Source organism: Bradyrhizobium sp. RP6 (genome assembly GCF_003837805.1).
Taxonomy (GTDB): domain Bacteria; phylum Pseudomonadota; class Alphaproteobacteria; order Rhizobiales; family Xanthobacteraceae; genus Bradyrhizobium.
This window is the reverse complement of the sequence record NZ_RQIT01000003.1, coordinates 354694-376386: the sequence shown is the minus strand read 5'-3', so window position 1 is coordinate 376386 and position 21693 is coordinate 354694. Positions and strand designations below refer to the sequence as shown.

Genomic DNA, 21693 nt, shown 5'->3' with positions numbered 1-21693 from the left:
CCGGACGAGCGCGCCCTCAAGCGCGCTCCGATCCGGACGATAACGGAGTTTGTCGCCACCTACTGCGCCAGCGCCAGGATGCCGCCGGCGAACGCATGCCACGCGGCGCTCTCGCTGATCGGCCAGTTCAGCACCTTCACTGCCAAAAGCGCGAGCGTGCCGTAGATGTAGACCGGATGTACGCGGCCTTCGGTGCGCCAGTCGCGCACCATGGCGACGACGAGCAGGAGGGCGGCGACCACAGCCGGCGCAATCGTCACGGGCACCGGCGGTGGACCGGGCGGTCCGGGAGGTGCGAGAAAGGTCAGGAACCAGCGCGCGATCGCGGCATCGAGGATCGAGACCGCCGCCAGCAGCATCAGGCGCTTGTGAATCTCGGGCCTGCGCGTGTTCATGATCGCCAGCACGAACACCACGGCGAAGAACGCAATTCCGCTCATCGGTACGATCGAGAAGCCGATGCCGGCGTCCTTCTGCCCGAGCGCGGCGGAATGCTGCATCACGTGCACCGAGGCGAGGAAGCCGAAAATTGTCATCGCAGTCGCGAGCGATACGCCGGCGATGCCGAGCGAGCGGTGATTGACCACACGACCCGAAGCAGCGAGCCAGCTCTGGAGCACGAAGTAGAGCGACCAGGTGAAGAACAAGAGTCCGTGAAAGTGAATCACGGGACTTGCGGAGAGCGTCCGGTTGGCGAGCGGCACCCAATAGGTCGGTGCGAAGCCGAGAAAGGCGGTGGCCGCGCAGGCCAGGGCCATGTGGAAATAAAAATATCGTGCAGGCGACGCATCACGCGCGCGCACACGACGGTCGTCGATCAGGGTCGTCATCTGGAGTGTGTCTGGAGAGGCGGCATTTGGTTCAAAGGCGGCCATTCATCCTCCGCTGTCGTCCCGGACAAGCGCGCCCTGAGCGCGCGCCGATCCGGAGCCCAAAATCACCGGGCCACGTTTGGGGCAGGCTGGTCACTCCGAGTCTTCGTCAAACCCTTCCCTGCGGCTATGAATCCCGGATCTGCACTCCGCTCCACTCAACGCTGCGCGTCGTCTGGAGCTTCGCTTGTCCGGACGACACCGAGTTTGTGTCGCGGGGTTGCCTCATCCTCCCGCGCTCAATTCTGCGCGATCGAGCTCTTCCTCCAGCCGGTGAAACGCATCGTCGCCGATCACCTCGGTGGCGCGGAGATCGAAGATCGACTTGCGTGCGGCCTCGATGGCGCGGCGGCGCAGGGGATCGGCCGGCAATTCGCCGCTGGCGATGCCACCGTTCGGATCGTTTTCGGTCTGCATCAGGATGGCGCGATATTCGAGCCGCAGGATTTCCGCCTCCTCCGACGGATCGCTCTCGATCGCATCCAGCGCCGCGCGATAGGCGACCGCGCGACCTCGCGCGACCTCGATGCCGACGGGATCATCGTCCGTCAGGTCGAAGGCGAGGATCAGCGGCCGCAGCGTCAGGCCCTGGATGATGAGCGATCCCAGCACCACCGCAAAGGCGATGAAGACGATGAAGTCGCGATGGGGAAAACCCTCCGGCAGAGCAAAGGCGGTCGCGAGCGTGACGAGGCCGCGCATGCCGCACCAGGAGATGATGAGGCCGCCCTTGGGCGAAGCGATCTGCTTCGGATCCTTCGGATGATAGAGTCCGTTTGCGATCAGCACGCGCAGGGTCGTGCGATAGAACGTCACCCAGCCGAGGCGCACCAGGATGACCGTGAGCAGGATCCAGGCGGCAGCCACGCAATATTCCCAGCGCACGTCGGCATCGAGCCGCGTCCAGATCGGCCGCATCTGCATGCCGATCAGCATGAAGGCGAGCACGTTGAGCACGAACACCATCGTCTCCCACACCGCATAGGACGGCACCCGCAGCCGGGCCGGCATGCGCGCCGGCGCGGTGCGCGCGAGGGCGATGGCGTAGATCACGATGGTGAGGATGCCGGACAGCCCGAGATGCTCGGCACCGATCCAGATCATGAAGGTGGTGGCGAACTGAACGATGATCGCGCTCGGGGCTTCCGTCACGCGCTCCATCATGGGCGCGATGATGCGTGCTGCGACAAGGCCGGCGACGACGCTGCCGACCAGCGCCAGCGCCATGGTCGGTGCGACCTGGCTCCATGTCAGGTGCTCGGTGGCGACCGCACCGACGGCGATGCGATAGATCAGAAGCGCGCTGGCGTCGTTGAGCAGGCTCTCGCCCTCCAGCACCTTCACCATGCGGTGAGGCAGCTTCACCTGGCTCAGGATCGCGACGGCAGCGGCCGCATCCGGCGGCGCCACGATCGCGCCGAGCGCCACCGCGGCGGCCCAGGGCATGTCGGGCATCAGCCGGTGCGCGACATAGGCCACGGCGGCCGTGGTCAGGCCGACCGCGGCGACCACCAGGGTCGAGACCGGAACCCAGTTGTTGCGCAGATCGCGCAGCGAGGTGTCGAAGGCGGCATCGAGCAGCACCGGTGCGACAAAAAGAGCCAATGCCAGGTCCGGCTCCAGCGCCCAGGACGGACTGGACGGCACGAAGGCGATCAGAGCGCCACCGATGGCGAGAAAGGTCGGGTAGGGGACCTTGATCCGCCGCGCAAGCGCCGATAAGGCAACAGCGCCGAGCAGAAGCGCGATGATCCATTCGAATGTCGACACGATGATCCCCGAGACCGATCTGAGCGGCGCCACAAGCTAGCACCAATCCGGCCGTATGATGGATAATGCGGCTGCAAGGCAAGACCCCCCAAGGCAAGACCCCCCAAGACAAGACCCTCCGACATCAACGAGCATGCGTTCTTTCATTCACCTGTTCGGCGCTGGGCTGCTCTATGCACTCTCGCCCGCCCCGGCCGATGCTGCGACCGGAGGCGAGTCGGTTGCGGTGACACAGGTCGATGTCGAGCTGTGCCTTGCGGCGACCGCGGCCGACGACGTGGACAAGGCGGCTACCGCCTGCGCCGCCGTGATCGACGATGAGAAGACGGCGAAGGAGGACCTGATCAAGGTGCTGATCGCGCGCGGCGCACTGCTGGCGAGGCACGACCAGGTCGACCGTGCTATCGCCGATGACAGCCGTGCTCTCGAGCTCGATCCGGGCCTTGCGGATATCTTCAACGCGCGCGGCGAGCTCTGGCTGAAGAAGGGCGACAAGCCGAAGGCGGTGCAGGATTTCGGCGCGGCACTCAAGATCGATCCGAACCACGCGAAGGCCAGGGCCAATCACAAGGCGATGGCACGCGAGCTCGAGCGGATCGGCGCGCAGATGGCGGTCGCCGGCAAGCCCAGCTTCAATTGCGCGCGAGCGCGCCGCGCGGTGGAACGGGCGATCTGCGGCAATCGGGAGCTCGCCGATCTCGACCGGGAGGTTTTTGCAGCGAACGCGCGCGTGATCCGCGCGGCGCGCACTCCGGATGAAGCCAAGGCGTTCCAGCGCGAGCAGGATGAGTTCATCGCGCGCCGAAATGCCGGTTTCGGCCGGCCGGGCTATGATCTCAAAAAGGCGATGCAGGAGCGGCTGCAGCGGCTGAACGGGGTGGGCGGCTCTTGAGGCGCTTCGCCTCTCCCCGCAAGCAGGGCGTGGGAATGAAAAGTGGTGCGTCCCTGACCCGGCCGGTTTGAACCCATCTCCTGCCAGCCGCGACAACGGTGAGAACCCCACGTCACGGAGCCCTATGCCATGTGCGGCACGCATTCTTCCGCGCAAGCGCTTTCGCCTGCCAAAATCTCGCTTCGCGCCTTCTTTCTCGGCGCGGCAATGAGTCTTGTTCTCGCGGCCCCAGCCGCGGCGAGCACCGAGTGCGTGCTGGACGGCAGGGCTGCCCCGGCCGAGTTGATCCCGGCGTGCAGCGCCATCATCGACAAGACCGCAAATCCGACCTCCGATCGTAGCGCGGCCCTCGTCGTCCGCGCCGAAGCCAATGCGCGAACCCCTGGAGGGCAATCGCAGGCGCTGCGCGATCTGGACCGCGCCATCGCGCTCGACGGCGGGAACGCAAAGGCCTGGCGCCTGCGCGGCGACCTGCTGCGCGAGGCCGGCGGTGATCTCAACCGTGCTGCGGCGGATTTGACCAGGGCGATCGAGCTCGATCCGCAGGATGCGGAGGCTTACGAGTCGCGCGGCGTGGTCTACACCAATCAGCGTCGGCTCGACCGCGCGCTCGCCGATTACGCCGAGGCGATCAAGCTGAAGCCGAATGATGCGCAGGCCTGGTCCGACCGCGGCGTGACCTACTATCTCGGTGGCGACAACGAAAAGGCGATCGAGAATTTCGACGAGGCCTTGCGGCTCGACCCCAACCGGCCTCGCACCTACACCAACCGCGGCGCGGCCTGGAAGAAGCTCGGCCAGAACGACAAATCGGTCGCCGACAACACCGAGGCCATCAGGCTCGATCCGAAGGTGCCGGAATATTACGACAATCGCGGCCTCGCCTATGCGGCGATGGGCGAGTACGACAAGGCCATCGCCGATTACGACGAAGCGATTAGGCGTGAGCGGCGCGCCAACTTCCTGACCAACCGCGGCGATTCCTACCAGTTCAAGGGCGAGCTCGGGGCTGCGCTGAGCGACTATGATGCCGCGCTCGAGCTCGATCCGAACTTCGCAAAGACCTACAACAACCGCGCCGTGCTCTACAAGAAGATGGGCGAGCGCAAGAAGGCGCTGGCCGATTACGAGACGGCGCTGAAGCTTGATCCCGGTAACGAGAATGCAGCCAGCGGCCGTCGTGCCATGATCGCCGAGATCGCGAAATTCGGCGCCGAGCCGCTGCGTCCGCTGAATGCGGCTTCCGGCAACGGCCCGTCATTCGATTGCGCCACGGCGAAGCGCGAGGTCGAGAAGGTGATCTGCGCCGATCCCCAGCTGGGCGTGCTCGACCGCCGGATCGCCGAAGCCTATGCGCGCGTGCTGAAGCTGGCGAGCAAGCGCTCGGCCGGCGATTTGCGCAAGACCCAGCGCGATTTCCTCGCCACCCGCAACGCCAGTTTCGGCCGGCCCGACTATGATCTCAAGAAGATCATGCAGCAGCGGCTGCAGAAGCTGAACGCGATGGAGAGCTGAGAAGCGTTCCGAACTTGTCGTCACTCCTCGAGTCGAACCGCCACCGTCCTTCCAGAGGCCCCGCCCCCCGCAAGCGGGGCTACGCGCGCACCGCCCGCGGCGGTAGTTGTGTCTTCCCCGAAAGGCCCATCCTTTTGAGCTTGAACCGCGGCCCGTTCCCGCGAAAATAAGCCCACAACAAGGCCGGCAATTGATCCTGGTCATGGCGGGGCGCCTGTCCTGCCACAAGGGTCACGGGCAGGGCGAATAAAGGCACGGGAGCGCGGGAATGAACGTCCAAGGGAACGCCGACGGCAAAAGTCGTTATCATGAGGTCCACGCGCGCTCGCTGGCCGATCCCGAAGGTTTCTGGGCCGAGGCCGCGAAGGAGATCGACTGGATCGAGCCTCCGACGAGGATCTTCGATCCCTCGCAAGGAACCTACGGCCGCTGGTTTGCCGGCGGCGTCGTCAACACCTGCTACAACGCGCTCGACCGCCATGTCGAACGCGGCCGTGCCGATCAGGTCGCGCTGATCCATGATTCGCCGCTGACCAATTCGGTCACCAAACTCACCTATGCCGAACTGCTGAACGAGGTCCAGGCGCTCGCCGCCGTCATGCAGGACTTCGGCGTCGCCAAGGGCGACCGCGTCATCCTCTATATGCCGATGGTGCCGGAAGCGGTGGTCGCGATGCTCGCCTGCGCGCGCATCGGCGCGGTGCACTCCGTGGTGTTCGGCGGCTTTGCCGCGAAAGAGCTCGCCACCCGCATCGACGATGCGCAGCCGAAGCTGATCCTCTCCGCCAGCTGCGGCATCGAGCCCGGCCGTATCGTCCATTACAAGCCGCTGCTCGACGAGGCAATCAGGCTTGCCGGCAGCAAGCCGAAGGCCTGCATCGTGCTGCAGCGCCCGCAACTCACCTGCGAGATGACGCCAAGCCGCGACTACGACTGGGCCGGCCTGCGCCGAAAGGCGCTGAACGACGGCAAGAGCGCGGCTTGCGTGCCTGTCGCCGCGACCGATCCGCTCTACATCCTCTATACCTCGGGGACGACCGGCGTGCCCAAGGGCGTCGTGCGCGACAATGGCGGACATCTCGTCGCGGTGAAATGGTCGATGTTCAACCTCTATGGCGTCAAGCCGGGCGAGGTCTGGTGGTGCGGCTCCGACATCGGCTGGGTGGTCGGCCACAGCTACATCGTCTACGGCCCGCTGTTTCATGGCGCGACCTCGATCATGTACGAGGGCAAGCCGGTCGGCACGCCCGATGCCGGCGCGTTCTGGCGCGTGATCTCCGAGCACAAGGCGGTGGCCTTCTTCACCGCTCCGACCGCATTCCGCGCCATCCGCAAGGACGATCCGGAAGGGAAATTCATCCGGCAGTACGACCTCTCCAAATTCCGCACGCTGTTTCTCGCCGGCGAGCGCGCCGATCCGCCGACGGTGGAATGGGCGGAGCAGCAGCTGAAGGTGCCGGTGATCGACCATTGGTGGCAGACCGAGACCGGCTGGTGCATCGCCGGCAATCCGGTCGGCCTCGGCATGCTGCCCGTGAAGCACGGCTCGCCGACGGTGCCGATGCCGGGCTACCAGGTCGATATCGTCGATGAAGCGGCAAAACCGGTCGGCACCAACATCATGGGCTCGATCGTCATCAAGCTGCCGATGCCGCCGGGCTGTCTGCCGACGCTGTGGAATCAGGACGAGCGCTTCAAGGAGGCTTACCTCAGCGAATTCCCCGGCTATTACAAAACCTCCGATGCCGGCTACAAGGACGAGGACGGCTATGTCTTCGTCATGGGCCGCACCGACGACATCATCAATGTCGCCGGCCATCGGCTCTCCACCGGCGGCATGGAGGAGATTTTGGCCTCGCACCCTGATGTCGCCGAATGCGCCGTGCTCGGCGTCAAGGACGCGATCAAGGGCGAGGTGCCCTGCGGCTTCCTGGTGCTCAAGGCCGGCGTGAAGCGCCCGCCGGCCGAGATCGAGAAGGAGATCATCGCACTGGTGCGCGACAAGCTCGGCCCGGTGGCCGCCTTCAAGCTCGCCATCACCGTCGGCCGGCTGCCCAAGACGCGTTCCGGAAAGATCCTGCGCGGTACCATCAAGAAGATCGCCGACGGCGAATCCTGGACCATGCCGGCGACGATCGAGGATCCCAAGGCGCTGGAGGAGATCGGGGAGGCGCTGAAGGGAAGGGTGTGAGTTTGCCCATCCGTCGTGCCCGGGCTTGCCGTCTTCGCATAGCTTCGCCGGCCCTAAACCAAATGCCCGGCATAGCCTTGGCGGCGCCGGGACCCGGGCATCCATCTATGAGCAAGCACTTGCCTTGATTTCGATGGATTGCCGGGTCAAGCCCGGCAACGACGAATGAGACAGGACGACCAAATGTCAGCCAAACTCGCGCAGTATGGAGCAATCTCTCTGCTCGCCATTGCTCTCTCCGCTTGCTCCGCGCGCTACCAGACGCCGGTGGCGATGGGCGGCGATGATGATGACGCGGTCTGCCAGAGCCGGGGCCATGCGCAGGGCTCGCCGGAATACGTGGCCTGCCGCAAGGACCGCGATGTCCAGCGCAATGCCGCCATTGCCCGCGCCGACCGCCGCCAGCGCGATCTCGGCGAGTACATGCTGAATAATCCCGAGCGGCCGTAAATCGGTGACGGTATCATCCGGTGTCATTGACGCGCATCCGTCGTGACACTTCTGCAACGCAGCAGCCAAATCGTGTCGCGTTGGTCCTGATTTGATCGGCATCAAATCCTTCACCATCCCCTTTCTGCTCTGACGCTGATGTCGCGCAACGATGCGCAGATATGGCTGAAGGGGATTGATATGGACGGAACAATAAGAAACCTGGCGCGGCTCGCGACGCTCGGTGCGATGCTCGTGGGGACCTTTGCCACGGCGCAGGCCGCCGATCTGCCGGTTTACAAGAAGGCGCCGCCGCCGGTGGAGGCCTGGAATCCCTGGATGATCCGTCTGCGTGTTCTCGGCGTCTTGCCGGACGGCGGTGACAGCACGGTGAATGTCGCGGGTGTCCCTGCTCTGTCGTCGCCGAACTCGGGCCTCGATATCAGCAACCAGGTCGTCCCCGAGCTCGACATCTCCTATTTCTTCACCCCGAACATCGCGGCTGAGCTGATCCTCGGCGTGACAAGGCACCACATCACCGGAACGGGCACGCTTCAGGGGCTCGATATCGGCAAGACCACGCTGCTGCCGCCGACGCTCACGCTGCAATACCACTTCACCAATTTCGGCGCCTTCAAGCCCTATATCGGCGCCGGCGTGAACTATACGGTGTTCTTCAACAGTTCGGCGTCGAACACCGCGTTCGGCGGCCTCACCGTCACCAACCTACATGTCAGCAACGCCTGGGGCGGCGCCGTGCAATTCGGCTTCGACTATATGTTCGACAAGCATTGGGGCCTCAACGTGGACGTGAAGAAGCTGTGGCTCCAGCCGGACTACTCGGCCACGGTCAACGGCGCGATCCCGGTCACCGGCACCGCGCATATCGATCCCTGGCTGGTCGGCGCGGGCGTGACGTACAAGTTCTGAGGCGCGGTACACCAAACAAAAGCGCGGCAGGGTTTCCCCTGCCGCGCTTTGCGTTTGAAGTGAATGAACGAGAGAGAAACTATTCCTCCTCGTCGTCCTGCTTCTTGCCGCCGAGCGTCTTCAACTTGGCGAACACGGCGTCGACATTGAGATCGTCGCTGGACTTCTCCGCGGGCTCGTACTCGTCCTTGCGGGTGGTCTCGGAGGCCGGCAGCAGGGTCGCGCCGCCATAGGTTGCGTCGATCGGCTTTTCCTTGGCCGCGCGCTGCACCTCGAAGTCGAGCTCGATCTGCGAGCACAGGCCGAGGGTGACGGGGTCGATCGGCGTCAGCGACGACGTGTTCCAGTGGGTACGGTCGCGCACGCTCGCGATCGTGCTCTTGGTGGTGCCGACCAGGCGCATGATCTGGGCGTCCTTGAGTTCCGGATGGTTGCGCAGCAGCCAGAGGATCGCGCTCGGACGTTCGTGGCGGCGCGAGACAGGGGTGTAACGCGGTCCCTTGCGCTTGGGCTGCGGCGGCAGCACGACCTTGCTCTCCTGGAGGCGGAGCCGGTAATCCGGGTTCTTCTCACCCTTCTCGATCTCCTCGCGGGTCAGCTGGCCGTTGGAGAGGGGATCCATGCCCTTGATGCCCTGGGCGGCGTCGCCGTCGGCGATCGCGCGGACCTCAAGGGGGTGCATCTTGGTGAAATCGGCGACCTGGTCGAAGGTCAGCGCGGTGTTGTCGAGCAGCCAGACGGCGGTCGCCTTGGGCATCAGAGGTGCGTTGCTCATGGCAAATCTCCTTTGTGCTTCGCCCACCCCTCTGGAGGCGAAACCGGTGGTCATCAGCGATGACAGGGAATTCGCGCTATATAAGCCGGGAGGGGCTAGCCACGCAATGGTTCTGCTATAGATAGTGCCTTGACACCGCCCGAAAGGGGGCCCAATTCCCTTTGAACCGCTGTAGGGTTCAAGCCGACAGTTTTAAGCCCCTATTTCCATCCATCGACCGCCCCCGCCAGAAGGCGAAACGGGCGATTCGGTCCCGAGATCGCTCAATGTCAGCCAAACCAGACCTCAAGATCGTGCTTTGTTCTCCCCGCGGCTTTTGTGCCGGCGTGGTCCGGGCGATCGATACCGTGGAACGGGCGCTCGATAAGTACGGCGCCCCGGTCTATGTTCGCCACGAGATTGTGCACAACAAATACGTCGTCGACGGGTTGAAGAAGAAGGGCGCCATCTTCGTCGAGGAACTCGCTGAGATCCCGGAAAATACCACGGCCCCGGTGGTGTTCTCGGCCCACGGCGTTCCGAAATCGGTTCCGGCCGACGCCCAGTCCCGCAATCTGTTCTCGCTGGATGCGACCTGTCCGCTGGTGACCAAGGTGCACCGCGAGGCGGCGATCCACTTCAAGCGTGGCCGCGAGATCTTCCTGATCGGCCACTCCCACCATCCCGAGGTGGTCGGCACGCTCGGCCAGCTTCCGCCCGGCGCCGTGACCTTGATCGAGACCGCCGAGGACGCCAAGACGATTACACCGAAGGACCCGGACAACCTTGCCTTCGTGACCCAGACCACGCTGTCGATCGACGACACCGCGGAGATCGTGGCGCTGCTCAAGGAGCGCTTCCCGAACATCAACGGCCCGCACAAGGAGGACATCTGCTACGCCACCACCAACCGCCAGCTCGCGGTGAAGAAGGTGGCGCCGGTGGTGGACGCCTTGATCGTGGTTGGTGCGCCGAACTCGTCGAACTCGCAGCGCCTGCGCGAGGTTGCCGAGCGCGAGGGATGCCCGATCGCCGTGCTGGCGCAGCGCGCCGCCGATCTCGATTGGAAGCGGTTCGAGAACATCACCAGCCTCGGCATCACCGCGGGGGCCTCGGCGCCGGAGGTGATCGTCGAGGAGATCATGGACGCGTTCGCCGAGCGCTTCACGCTGCATGTGGAGACGGTCTCGGCCGCCGAGGAGAACGAGTTCTTCCCGCTGCCGCGATCGGTGCGCCCCGAAGCTGCCGCCGAGTAGACGTTTATGGCGGTCTACACCGACGTCGCCGCCGACGAGCTTGCGGATTTCCTGAAACAATACGATCTCGGCGAATTGCTCTCCTACAAGGGCATCGCCGAAGGTGTCGAGAATTCCAACTTCCTGCTGCATACGAGCAAGGGCTCGTTCATTCTCACGCTCTACGAGAAGCGCGTGGCGAGGAACGATCTGCCGTTCTTTCTCGCGCTGATGACGCATCTGGCCGAGCACGGCGTCAATTGTCCGCTGCCTGTGAAGGGATGCGACGGCGAGGCGCTGCGCGAGCTGGCTGGCCGGCCCGCGGCGATCATCACCTTTCTCGAAGGCGTCTGGCCGCGCAAGCCGAACGCGACCCATTGCGCCGGGGTCGGCGAGGGGCTGGCCCGGATGCATCTGGCCGGCGCCAATTTCGCGATCAAGCGCGCCAATGCGCTGTCGGTCGCGGGCTGGCGTCCGCTGTTCGACGCGGCGGCGAACCGTGCCGACGAGGTGCAGCCCGGTCTGCGTGCGTTTCTCGCCGCCGAGCTCGATTTTCTCTCCAGCGGGATCTGGCCGACCAACCTGCCGGAAGGTGTGATCCACGCCGACCTCTTCAACGACAACGTCTTCTTCCTCGGCGACAAGCTCTCGGGGATCATCGACTTTACCTTCGCCTGCAACGACATGCTGGCCTATGACGTCGCGATCTGCCTCAACGCCTGGTGCTTCGAGCCGGATCATTCCTTCAACGTCACCAAGGCGCGGGCTTTCCTCAACGCCTATGGCCGCGTGAGAAAGCTCTCCGAGACGGAAGAGGCGGCGCTGCCGCTGCTGGCGCGCGGCGCCGCGATCCGCTTCCTGCTGACGCGGCTGGTCGACTGGCTCAACGTGCCGCCTGGCGCGCTGGTCAAGCCGAAGGATCCGCTGGAATATGCCCGCAAGCTGCGCTTCCACCAGAGCGTGACGAGCGTGCGAGATTATGGGCTGACGCCGTCGGGGCTGGTGGCGTGAGCGAGCTTCCCAATGTCACGATCTATACCGACGGCGCCTGCTCGGGAAATCCCGGGCCGGGCGGCTGGGGTGCGATCCTGAGGTTCGGCGACAAGGAAAAGGAGCTGAGCGGCGGCGAGCGCCACACCACCAACAACCAGATGGAGCTGATGGCGGCGATCTCGGCGCTCGAGGCGCTGAAGAAGCCGTGCACGGTCGATCTCTATACCGACAGCCAGTATGTCCGGCAGGGCATCACCGGCTGGATCTTCGGCTGGAAGCGCAATGGCTGGCGCACCGCCGACAAGAAGCCGGTGAAGAATGTGGAGCTATGGCAGCGCCTGGATGCTGCGCTGAAGCAGCACGAGGTCCGCTGGCATTGGGTCAAGGGCCACGCCGGCCATCCCGAGAACGAGCGCGCCGATCAGCTCGCGCGCGACGGCATCGCCATGGCCCGGTTGCAGCAGCGGGTGAGGGAGTAGCTGGGATGTGATTCCGGGGCGCTCGCGTTAGCGAGCGAACCCGGAAGTTCGAGATTCCGGGTTCGGTGCTGCGCACCGCCCCGGAATGACTTCAACTAGAGCTGCCCGAGCAGCGTATCGCCGCCGGAGACCTCGACCTTGCCGGGCATTGCCTCGAGGTTGAGCTTCTTGACCACGCCGTCCTCGACCAGCATCGAATAGCGCTTGGAGCGGATGCCGAGGCCGTTGGCGGAGGCGTCCAGTTCCATGCCGATCGCCTTGGTGAAATCGGCATTGCCGTCGGCGAGGAAGACGGCCTCGTCGCGCTGGTCGGTGTCGCGCTTCCAGGCGTTCATGACGAAGGCGTCGTTGACGGAGACGATGGCGATCGTGTCGACGCCCTTGTCCTTGATGGCATAGGCGTTGAGGAAGATGCTCGGCAGATGCATCTTGTGGCAGGTGCCGGTGTAGGCGCCGGGCACCGCGAACAGGGCAACCTTCTTGCCCTTGAAGATGTCGTCGGTGGTCTTCACCTGCGGGCCTTCCGCCGTCATCACGCGGAATTTTGCCTCGGGTAGCTTGTCGCCAATCTGGATCGCCATCATCAGTCTCCCTGGAAATCGGTCCCGCGTTTTAGACCGGGCGGCGGGACTGCACAATATTGCCGGCCGGGGAAGCAGCAAGGCCGGCCCGCCTTCACGGCTACGTCATCAGCCGGCAAAGCCGCCACCGTCCAGGAACGCCTGTTCTTCCGGCGAGGTCTCGCGGCCGAGGATGCGGTTGCGGTGAGGAAAGCGGCCGAAGCGGCGGATGATGTCTGCGTGCTCCCGGGCGTAACTCAGGCTCTCGGCGTCGCCGGCGCCCTCGAACAGCGCGACGCAGCGCTCCTGGTCCGCCAGGTGCTCGGAATGCATGAAAGGCATGTAGAGGAATTCGAGCAGGGCGGGATCGATCCTGCGATCGACCCCTCGCTGGATGGCGCGGCGGGCAACGTCGCGCGCCAGCGGATCGCTGGCAAAGGCTTGCGGCGTTCCGCGGAACATGTTGCGCGGAAACTGATCAAGCAGAATGACGAGCGCCAGCGCGCCCTCGTCGCTGGTCTCCCAGTCCGCCAGCTCCCCGGCAGCTGCTTTGTGCCAGAGCGCGAGAAAGCGGCGCCTGATCTCCGCGTCGAAACCCTCATCGCGCTCGTACCAACGGTCGCGGCCAGCCTCGCGCCAGAAGGCGAGAATGCCTGACGGCGAGATGTCGCCGACGTCAGTCATGAACGGGAGGCGCGGCTTACGCCGCCTCGGCCTTTTGCTCGTCGCGGAGCTGCCGGCGCAAGATCTTGCCGACATTGGTCTTCGGCAGGTCGGTGCGGAATTCGATGTGCTTGGGCACCTTGTAGCCGGTGAGCTGCTCGTGACAGAACGCGATCACCGCCTCGGCGGTGAGGTTCGGGTCCTTCCTCACCACGAAGGCCTTCACCGCCTCGCCCGATTTGGAATCGGGCATGCCGATCACGGCGCATTCGAGCACGCCCGGATGGCTCGCGATCACTTCCTCGACCTCGTTGGGATAGACGTTGAAGCCGGAGACCAGGATCATGTCCTTCTTGCGGTCGACGATCTTGGTGTACCCCTTCTCGTCCATGATGCCGATGTCGCCGGTGCGGAAATAACCGTCCGCGGTCATCACCTTCGCGGTGTCTTCCGGCCTGTTCCAGTAGCCCGACATCACCTGTGGGCCCTTGGCGCAGATCTCGCCGGGTTGCCCGAGCGGGACCTCGTTGCCGTCGTCGTCGCGGATCGAGATGTAAGTCGATGGCACGGGGATGCCGATCGAGCCGGAGAACTCGGTCGCGGTCGCCGGATTGCAGGTCAGCGTCGGCGAGGTCTCCGACAGGCCGTAGCCTTCGGCGATGAAGCAGCCGGTGATCGCCCTCCACTGGTCGGCAACGGGTCGCTGCACCGCCATGCCGCCGCCGTTGGAGATCTTCAGCTTGGAGAAGTCGAGCTTCTTGAAGTCGGGATGGTGCATCAACCCGTTGTACAGCGTGTTCACGGCCGGGAAGCTGTTGACCTGGTATTTCGCCAGCTCCTTGACGAAGCCGGGAATGTCGCGCGGGTTGGGGATCAGGAGATTGCAGCCGCCGGCGCGCACCGCGAGCAGGTAGCAGGCCGTCAGGGCGAAGATGTGATAGAGCGGCAGTGCACACACGATCATGAGCTGGTCGACGTGTGGCGGCGCGGTGAGCGCCGGCTGGAGCCAGGCGTCGTTCTGCAGGACGTTGGCGACGATGTTGCGATGGAGCAGCGTGGCGCCCTTGGAGACGCCGGTGGTGCCGCCGGTATATTGCAGGAATGCGACGTCGCCCGGCGAGAGTTTCGGCCTGTTGAACGTCATGCCGCGGCCGGCCGAGAGCGCGTCGTTGAAGGCCACCGCCCCCGGCAGCGACCACGCCGGCACCATCTTCTTGACCCGGCGGACGACCAGATTGACGATGATCCCCTTGAAGCCGAGCAGGTCGCCCATGCTGGCGACGATGACGTGCTTCACCTGCGTCTTCGCGATCACCTGCTCGACCGTGTGGGCAAAGTTCTCCAGCACGATGATGGCTTCGGCGCCGGAATCCTTGAGCTGGTGCTCGAGCTCGCGCGGGGTGTAAAGCGGGTTGACGTTCACGACCGCGTATCCGGCGCGCAGCACGGCGGCGGTCGCGACGGGGTACTGCAGTACGTTCGGCATCATGATTGCAACACGGGCGCCGCGCTGGAGCCCGCGGCCCTGCAAGTAAGCGGCGAGCGCGACCGACATCTGGTCGAGGTCGCGATAGCTGATCGACTTGTCCATGCAGATGAACGCCTTGCGGTCGGCGAACTTGGTGAAGCTCTCCTCCATAAGGTCGACCAGAGATGCGTATTGTGTCGGCTCGATATCGGCGGGTACGCCGGGCGGATATTGCTTGAGCCAGATGCGCTCCATGGAAAACTCCCCTCATTGACCAGAGCCCGTTGTGTCTCGGGCTTGCCGCATTGCCGCCAGTATCCAGCCTGCCGGAACTAGTGGCAAGCGGTCGTGGCTTAGGGCAAAGGTCGGGGCGTAGCTACTGGAATCGTCGCAAACCGCGCTGCCGCGGGTGCGAAGCGCGGGCTGCGGTTTAATTCCGAGGGACGTTAACTGTTGTTCGCCGGCTTGGCGGCCGCGGCGGGCTTGGTCGCGGCCTTGGGCTTGGCGGGCTTGGCCGCCTGATCGCCGCCTGCCGCAGGTTTCTCGGCGGGCTTCGCCGCCGCATCGTGCCTGGTCGTGGGATGCTTGGTCCCGGCCGGCTTGGCTGCGGTCTTTGCGTCACCCTTGGTTTGACCCTTGGCACCGGACTTGGCTTCAGGCTTGGTTTCAGACTTGGCTCCAGGCTTGGCTGCAGACTTGGTCTCGGACTTGGATTCGGACTTGGATTCGGACTTGGCGTCCGGCTTCACCGCTGCCGTCTTGGTGTCCTTGCCTGCGTCCTTGTGCCCGTCCTTGTTTCCATCCTTGGGCTTGTCGGCGGCGTCAGGCTTCCTGGCGACGCGCGACTTCTTGCCATGCGGCTTGGACGCGGCCTGCTGGTCGGCATCGGCCGCGACCGCCGCGATCAGGGCGGTGCCGGTGCGGGTCGGGCCGGTATAGACCAGCACGGGTTCGGCCGCCGCGGGGGCCGAGGCCATCAGCTCGGAAGCCTTCATCATCAGGGGCGGCTGCAGGCCCGCCGTGAAGAAGGTGACCTGGGCTTCTCCACCGGTGGCCGAGGCCGATCCGGTCGCGCCGCCATTGGCCGCAATCAGCGCATCGTCGTCGTCACTGGCCGGCCGCTTGCGGTGAGGCCCGCACATCTCGTCGCGCAGGTTCGGCGGCGAGGCCTCGACAGGCACGAGATTGTCGACGGTGCCGAGCGAGGGGCGGAGCCAGGTGAGATTGTCTTGAGCGAAGCCGCGCTCGAGCAACTGCGCCGCCTTCACCGCGCGCGCGGTGCCGGAACTGGCGCCGAGCACCACCGCGATCAGCCGGCGGCCGTTGCGCGTGGCCGAGGCGACGAGGTTGTAGCCGGAGGCGCAGATGAAGCCGGTCTTGAAACCGTCGGCGCCGGGATAGCGGCCGATCAGCTTGTTGAAATTGCCGGTGACGCGCTTGCCGAAGCGGATCGCCGGAATGTGCACGAAGTACTCGTATTCCGGCAGGTCGCGCAGGAACGCGCGCGCCAGGATTCCGAGATCGCGCGCGGACGTGATCTGGCCGTCGGCGGGCAGGCCGTTCGGATTGACGTAGCTCGTCTGCGTCATGCCGAGCTTCTTCGCGGTGTCGTTCATCATCGCGGAGAAGCCGTCGATCGAGCCGCCGACGCCTTCGGCGAGCACCACGGCCATGTCGTTCGCCGACTTGACCATCATCATCTTCAGCGCGTTGTCGACCGTGAGCTGCGTTCCCGGACGGAAGCCCATCTTCGAGGGCGACTGGGAGGCCGCCGTCGGCGACACCGTGAGCAGCGTGTCGAGCGTCAGCCTGCCGTCCTTGACCGCATTCAGCGTGACATAGGCGGTCATGATCTTGGTGACGGAGGCCGGATACCAGGGAATGGTCGCGTTGTCGGCCTGCAGCACCTTGCCGCTGTCGGCCTCGATCAGCAGCAGCGCTTCGGCGCTCGCCGCGCGCGGCGCGAGCAATGCGGCGCATGCGAGGACCACGGCGAGCAGGTTGAACAGCGATTTGCGAAGCAGCGGGCGAAGGGCGTGCACTATCCGATTTCCGGTCCTTGGAGACCCGCCGGTTCCGGACGGCTCTCGTGATCTGATGTTCGGTTTTGAGATCCAGCGCCGCCGCTTGCGGCATCGCAAACCTATACCGGCTCGTGCGTCGAGAATAGGGGGATCGGCGCGGTATTCCGCAATGAAGTAGGCCGAATTTCGACGGTGCCGTGGGGACTTGTTATGGGGATTTGACAGCCGTCGCGGCAGTCTCGGCCGCCGTCACGCTGGCCCGTGCGTTCTCCTGAACCATGAACTGGGCCCTGGCAAGCTCGGCGAAATGGCCGCCTTTGGCCACGAGTTCATCGAAAGTTCCGCTTTCGATCACGCGCCCATTCTCGAATACCAGGATCAGCGTGGCATTGCGGATGGTCGACAGGCGGTGGGCGATCACGAAGGTGGTGCGGCCCTTCATCACTTCGTCGAGAGCGGCATTCACCTTGGCCTCGGTGACGGCGTCGAGCGCGCTGGTGGCTTCGTCCAGGATCAGGATCGGCGGGTCCTTCAGCAGCGCACGAGCGATGGACAGGCGCTGGCGCTCGCCACCGGATAGCATGCGGCCGCGTTCGCCGGCATTGGTCTCGAAGCCGCCGCTGCGCTCGATGAACTCGAGCGCCTGCGCGCGCTCCGCGGCCTTGCGCATCTCGGCCTCGGTCGCGTCCGGCTTGCCGACGCGCAAATTATCGGCGATCGAGCGGTTGAACAGCAGCGCTTCCTGGAACACCACGCCGATGTTTCGCCGCAGCGAGGTCAGCGTGACGCCGCGCACGTCCATGCCGTCGATCTTGATGACGCCGGATTGCGGATCGAAGGCGCGATGCAACAGCGCAATCGCCGTCGACTTGCCGGCGCCGGTCGGGCCGACCAGCGCAATGGTCTGGCCGGGCAGCGCGGTGAAGGTGAGGTCCTCGATCGCCGGCCGCTTGCCATCATAGGAGAACGTGACGTCGTTGAACTCGACGAGGCCCGACAGCCGGCCGGCGTCGATTGCATCGGGCCGGTCGTGCACCGCGGGCACGGCGTCGAGCACGTTGAAGAACTCGCGCAGGCGCGGGGCTTCCATGAATACGTTGTTGATGAAGCTCACGACCTGCTCGAGCTTCTGGATCAACATCGTCGCGAAGCTCACGAACATCACGATGTCGCCGACCGAGGTGAGCCCCTGGTCATGCAGGGCGATGCCGAAGGTGAAGATCGCGAGCACCGTGATGGTTGTGGAGGCGCGTGTGATCACCGTGACCAGCGCCCACCAGGACAGCACCGGCATTTGCGCGGCCAGCAGCTCGTCGGCGACGGAGCGCAGCCCCTTGACCTCGGATTCGACGCGCACGAAGCTCTGCACTAGCGCGACATTGCCGAGTGCGTCGGAAGCGCGCGCGGAGAGCTCGCTGTAGTGCTCCTCGACCTCCATCTGCATGCCGAAGGTCTTGCGCACCACGAAGGTGGTCAGCGCGGTGAAGACGATGCAGAGCACGAACAGCAGGATTGCGAGCCGCCAGTTCAGGTAGAGCGAGAGCGGCAGCAGCACCACGACCGAGAGGATCGCGGCAAAATGCTCGCGGAAGAAGCCGAGCCACAGCCGCCACAGTGCGTCCGTACCGTTGAGCATCACCTTCATCAGCCGGCCGGAATGGGTGCCGGAATGGAAGGTCAACGGCAGTTGCAAGATGTGCTCGAAATAGCTCGTCAGCACCGTCTGACGCTGGCGGTGCGAAAGCCGGTCGGCCTGCAAGGCCACGAGCGCGCTGCACGCGATGGTGAAGAGCCCGAACGCGACCCAGGCGGCCAGGAATGGCCAGGCCGAGTTCGACCCGGCCACCGACTTGCCCGAGAGCACGTCGACGATACGGCCGAACAGCACAGGCTCGGCGAATTGCGAGGCCGCGAGCAGGAGATTGGCGACCGCGAGCAGCCAGCCCAGCCGCGCTTCCTTGCCGAGCAGCTCGAGAACGCGGGTGTAGAGACGGAGGATGGACATGCGGGCGACGAACTCGAGTGGATAACGGAGCCCGTATTTTAAGCAGGGATCGTGCGGGAGATATAGCGGAAGCTGTCAGTTTTGCTCAATTGATCAGGCGCCCGGCGACCGGTGGCAGGAACCGGTCGTCGAAGATGTCACCCGCGGTGGGCCGCTTGCGGAATTTGAAGTCCTGCGCGACCTGTTCGATCGAACGATCGAAGCGCGCCGGGTCGACGCCGCCGAGGCCGTTGCGCCTGACCTCGTCCGTCAGGATGTTGTCGGCGAGGATGGTGCGCAGGCGCTCCAGCTCCAGGTTGCGGTCGCCGTCGCCGATGCGGCTCGCTGCCTCCTCCGCCGCTCGCCCCGGCTCTCTGACGGTCGCGGTGATGCCCGCCATCAAGGCGCGGACGAAGCCCTTTACCGCGTCCGGCTTTGCTGCGGCAAAGGCGGGATTGACCACCACGGCAAAGCCGTAGGCTTCGCAGCCGTAGTCAGCGTAGCGCAGCACGACGAGATCGGCTCCGGGCACGCCGCGGTCGCGCAGGTTCACCGCAGAGAGATAGCTGAAGCCGGCGACCGCATCGACCTGGCCCGCGGAGAGGATCGGCTCGCGAACCGCCGCGCTGATCTTGTGGAATTTGACGCGCGATGGATTGATTCCGTTCTGCCGTGCCAGTGCCGGCCACAGCCACATCGATGGATCACTGTCGGCGACGCCGACGGCCTTGCTGTCGAGATCGGGCAACAGCTGGATGCCGCGGCTCTTGCGCGCGACGATCGCATAGGGCGCGCGGTTGAACAGCACGAACACCGCCTTGACCGGAGCCGCGTCGTCCTTGTCACGAAAGCGGATCAGCTCGTTGATGTCGACGAGCGCAAGCTCGCTGTCGCCCCTGGCGACGCGTGCGAGTGCCTCCGGCGATCCGTTTGCGCTCGTGAAGGACACATTGAGGCGCTCGGCGCCGAACCTGCCGTCCTTCGCCGCAAGGAAGAACGGCGCCATGCTTGCGTCCGGCGCGCGGTCGAAGGTGAGGCGGATCGCAACGGATGGCGCGGTGGTCTCGGTCGCGCTGACATCGCGTGCAATCAGCGTCGCAAGCAAGAGCGACAGAGCCAGCAGGCCGTGAAGTGCGGTCGTCTTGAATCCTGACATCAGTTGCGCCGGTCCCGCATTGTTATGGTTTCGTGACGCTTGCAGCGCCGGCCCGCGGCGACCGTGCGCGCGCCAACATGAACGGAGGATGAGCGAGGTTGCGGCATCGTTACGCAACCCCGTTCAGCTTGTGTTGGGGTTGGGGAACCTAACTTACGTTATGCGGGTTTTGAGAGGCATGAGCCTGTCCGCAGGCGTCCATTCCAGGTCCCAAAGGAGGGCCCAAGACATGTTCGAGCGATTCTCCAGATTTGTGGGCCGAAAGGCCGTTCTTGCCACCGCCGCGGCGCTGGCGCTGACCACAATTGCCCCGACCGCGTCATATGCGGGCGGTCGCCACTGGCATGGCGGCGGAGGCGGCGCGGCCGCAGCTGCGGCTTTCGCTGCCATCGGCACAGGTCTCGCCATCGCGGCCAGCCGAAATGCCTACGCCTATGACTACGGTCCGGGCTACGGCTATTACGGGGGACCGGTCTATTACAGCGCGCCGGCCTACGGTCCCTATTATGGTCCGGGCCCGAACTACCAGTATCAGCGCTATGGCGGCACGGCTCCGTCCGAGTTCTGCGGCCAGGGCTACTATCAGAACTGCTACTAGCCCGGAATTCATGGATTGACCATGACGGGCCGTCGCGCTTGCCGCGCCGGCCCGTTCTCTGCTTTTATAGTCGCGCGTTAACGCGCTCGCCATTGGTTTAGAGTAGTTTTGAGTACCATGAGTGATTCGCTTGAGCGGCTATATCTGGCTGTGCTCGCGGCCAGGGATCTTGATCCGGCAACATCGCGCACCGCCCGGCTGTTTCAGCGCGGCCCTTCCAAAATGGCGAAGAAGCTGGCCGAAGAGGCCATCGAAGTCGTGATCGATGCGGTCAATGGCGATAGCGAGGCCGTCATCCGGGAAAGCGCCGATCTGCTCTACAATCTGACCGTTCTCTGGGCATCGGCCGGGGTACGTCCCGAGGACGTCTGGCGGGAGATGACGCGGCGTGAGGACATGCTCGGTATTGCCGAGAAGCTGCCGAAATCACCGATGAAGCTGCCCAAAGTCGCGTCACCGCGGGTTGCGGCCAGGCGGCCAATTGTCGCGCTCGAGGGCCGCGCAACGCGTAAGCGCCACTAGAAACCTCATTATTCGCCTCAATCTCGGCATGGACAAATCCGTCCCATGGTGCTTCATCGCGGCGCCATGCTGAAACGTATCTACGACTGGTGCATCGACGCCGCCCACAAGCCCTACGCGCTCTGGATCATGGGTGTCGTGTCCTTCGCCGAAAGCTCCTTCTTTCCGGTCCCGCCGGATGTGATGCTGATTCCGATGTCACTGGCGCGCCCGCAGCGTGCCTGGCTCTATGCGGCGGTCTGCACCGCGACGTCGGTGCTTGGTGGCATCGTCGGCTACGCCATCGGAGCGCTGCTGTTTGACTCGGTCGGCCAATGGCTGATCCAGGTCTATGGTCTCGGCGACAAGGTCGACGCCTTCCGCGCCTCCTATGCGGAATGGGGCGCAGTGATCATCCTGCTCAAGGGGCTGACGCCGATCCCCTACAAGCTCGTCACCATCACCTCCGGCTTTGCCGGCTACAACATCATCCTGTTCATCCTCTGCTCGATTATCGCGCGTGGCGGACGCTTCTTCGTCGTCGCGATCCTGCTCAACCGTTACGGCGACTGGATCCGGGTCAGGATCGAACGGCATCTCGGATTGTGGGTCGCGCTCGGTGCCATCGTGCTGGTGCTCGGCTTCGTGGTGGCGGTCAAGTTGATATAGGGGCGTTGGC

Annotated in this window: 20 protein-coding genes; 11 read left to right on the top strand and 9 right to left on the bottom strand. The window is 64.7% G+C overall.

The features are described from left to right. Positions 1-59: 59 nt before the first annotated feature. Positions 60-830, bottom strand: coding sequence for a hypothetical protein (locus EHH60_RS10630; protein WP_124159484.1), 771 nt, complete (start codon positions 828-830; stop codon positions 60-62). A gap of 267 nt (positions 831-1097) precedes the next feature. Then, the gene (locus tag EHH60_RS10625) at positions 1098-2675 is read right to left on the bottom strand and encodes a cation:proton antiporter (protein WP_124159407.1); all 1578 of its coding nucleotides are present in this window, start codon (positions 2673-2675) and stop codon (positions 1098-1100) included. 100 nt (positions 2676-2775) lie between these two features. On the opposite strand from EHH60_RS10625, the gene EHH60_RS10620 reads away from it, so the two are divergent. The 5 genes from EHH60_RS10620 to EHH60_RS10600 all read left to right on the top strand — a co-directional run bounded on the left by EHH60_RS10620 (position 2776) and on the right by EHH60_RS10600 (position 8599). Continuing rightward, complete coding sequence (locus EHH60_RS10620; RefSeq protein ID WP_199751397.1) at positions 2776-3534, top strand: tetratricopeptide repeat protein; 759 nt, start codon at positions 2776-2778, stop codon at positions 3532-3534. A 129-nt stretch (positions 3535-3663) separates the two neighbouring features. Further along, entirely contained in the window at positions 3664-5049 is a 1386-nt protein-coding gene (locus EHH60_RS10615; protein ID WP_124159406.1) for a tetratricopeptide repeat protein, read from the top strand. Between the two features lie 268 nt (positions 5050-5317). Then, entirely contained in the window at positions 5318-7240 is a 1923-nt protein-coding gene (locus EHH60_RS10610; RefSeq protein WP_124159405.1) for a propionyl-CoA synthetase, read from the top strand. A 183-nt stretch (positions 7241-7423) separates the two neighbouring features. Then, positions 7424-7690 carry a hypothetical protein gene (locus tag EHH60_RS10605; protein ID WP_124159404.1) on the top strand — a complete coding sequence of 89 codons (267 nt, stop codon included), beginning with the start codon at positions 7424-7426 and terminating at the stop codon, positions 7688-7690. Positions 7691-7870: 180 nt separating this feature from the next. Beyond that, positions 7871-8599 carry an OmpW/AlkL family protein gene (locus tag EHH60_RS10600; RefSeq protein ID WP_124159403.1) on the top strand — a complete coding sequence of 243 codons (729 nt, stop codon included), beginning with the start codon at positions 7871-7873 and terminating at the stop codon, positions 8597-8599. A 79-nt stretch (positions 8600-8678) separates the two neighbouring features. Here EHH60_RS10600 and EHH60_RS10595 read toward each other — a convergent pair whose 3' ends face one another. Continuing rightward, positions 8679-9374: a DUF1013 domain-containing protein gene (locus tag EHH60_RS10595; protein ID WP_199751396.1), complete on the bottom strand. Its 696-nt coding sequence runs from the start codon at positions 9372-9374 to the stop codon at positions 8679-8681. Between the two features lie 266 nt (positions 9375-9640). Here EHH60_RS10595 and ispH point away from each other — a divergent pair, with 266 nt between their 5' ends. Genes ispH through rnhA form a run of 3 tightly spaced genes read left to right on the top strand, consistent with a single transcriptional unit; the run spans position 9641 to position 12060 of the window. Further along, complete coding sequence (gene ispH / locus EHH60_RS10590) at positions 9641-10609, top strand: 4-hydroxy-3-methylbut-2-enyl diphosphate reductase (RefSeq protein WP_124159401.1); 969 nt, start codon at positions 9641-9643, stop codon at positions 10607-10609. A gap of 6 nt (positions 10610-10615) precedes the next feature. After that, positions 10616-11599 (top strand): homoserine kinase, encoded by a 984-nt coding sequence (locus tag EHH60_RS10585; RefSeq protein WP_124159400.1) that lies wholly within the window; start codon positions 10616-10618, stop codon positions 11597-11599. Further along, positions 11596-12060, top strand: a complete 465-nt coding sequence (rnhA, locus tag EHH60_RS10580) for a ribonuclease HI (RefSeq protein WP_124159399.1) — start codon at positions 11596-11598, stop codon at positions 12058-12060. The genes EHH60_RS10585 and rnhA overlap by 4 nt, the downstream gene beginning before the upstream one ends. A gap of 95 nt (positions 12061-12155) precedes the next feature. Here the strand turns inward: rnhA and EHH60_RS10575 are convergent, their stop codons facing one another. From EHH60_RS10575 to EHH60_RS10550, 6 genes are all read right to left on the bottom strand, one after another. After that, entirely contained in the window at positions 12156-12641 is a 486-nt protein-coding gene (locus tag EHH60_RS10575) for a peroxiredoxin (protein WP_124159398.1), read from the bottom strand. 108 nt (positions 12642-12749) lie between these two features. After that, a complete protein-coding gene (locus tag EHH60_RS10570; RefSeq protein WP_124159397.1) occupies positions 12750-13304 on the bottom strand; it encodes a DUF924 family protein in 555 nt (184 codons plus the stop codon). A 16-nt stretch (positions 13305-13320) separates the two neighbouring features. Next, positions 13321-15006 carry a long-chain fatty acid--CoA ligase gene (locus tag EHH60_RS10565; protein WP_124159396.1) on the bottom strand — a complete coding sequence of 562 codons (1686 nt, stop codon included), beginning with the start codon at positions 15004-15006 and terminating at the stop codon, positions 13321-13323. Positions 15007-15197: 191 nt separating this feature from the next. Further along, complete coding sequence (locus tag EHH60_RS10560) at positions 15198-16793, bottom strand: D-alanyl-D-alanine carboxypeptidase family protein (protein WP_124159395.1); 1596 nt, start codon at positions 16791-16793, stop codon at positions 15198-15200. Between the two features lie 190 nt (positions 16794-16983). Further along, the gene (locus EHH60_RS10555) at positions 16984-18780 is read right to left on the bottom strand and encodes a glucan ABC transporter ATP-binding protein/ permease (RefSeq protein WP_124159394.1); all 1797 of its coding nucleotides are present in this window, start codon (positions 18778-18780) and stop codon (positions 16984-16986) included. Between the two features lie 85 nt (positions 18781-18865). After that, positions 18866-19915, bottom strand: a complete 1050-nt coding sequence (locus EHH60_RS10550) for an ABC transporter substrate-binding protein (protein WP_124159393.1) — start codon at positions 19913-19915, stop codon at positions 18866-18868. 229 nt (positions 19916-20144) lie between these two features. Here EHH60_RS10550 and EHH60_RS10545 point away from each other — a divergent pair, with 229 nt between their 5' ends. The 3 genes from EHH60_RS10545 to EHH60_RS10535 all read left to right on the top strand — a co-directional run bounded on the left by EHH60_RS10545 (position 20145) and on the right by EHH60_RS10535 (position 21683). Then, positions 20145-20513: a hypothetical protein gene (locus tag EHH60_RS10545; protein ID WP_124159392.1), complete on the top strand. Its 369-nt coding sequence runs from the start codon at positions 20145-20147 to the stop codon at positions 20511-20513. 117 nt (positions 20514-20630) lie between these two features. Then, positions 20631-21035: a phosphoribosyl-ATP diphosphatase gene (gene hisE, locus EHH60_RS10540; RefSeq protein WP_124159391.1), complete on the top strand. Its 405-nt coding sequence runs from the start codon at positions 20631-20633 to the stop codon at positions 21033-21035. Between the two features lie 45 nt (positions 21036-21080). Then, positions 21081-21683: a YqaA family protein gene (locus EHH60_RS10535; protein WP_193374339.1), complete on the top strand. Its 603-nt coding sequence runs from the start codon at positions 21081-21083 to the stop codon at positions 21681-21683. The last annotated feature ends 10 nt before the right edge of the window (positions 21684-21693 follow it).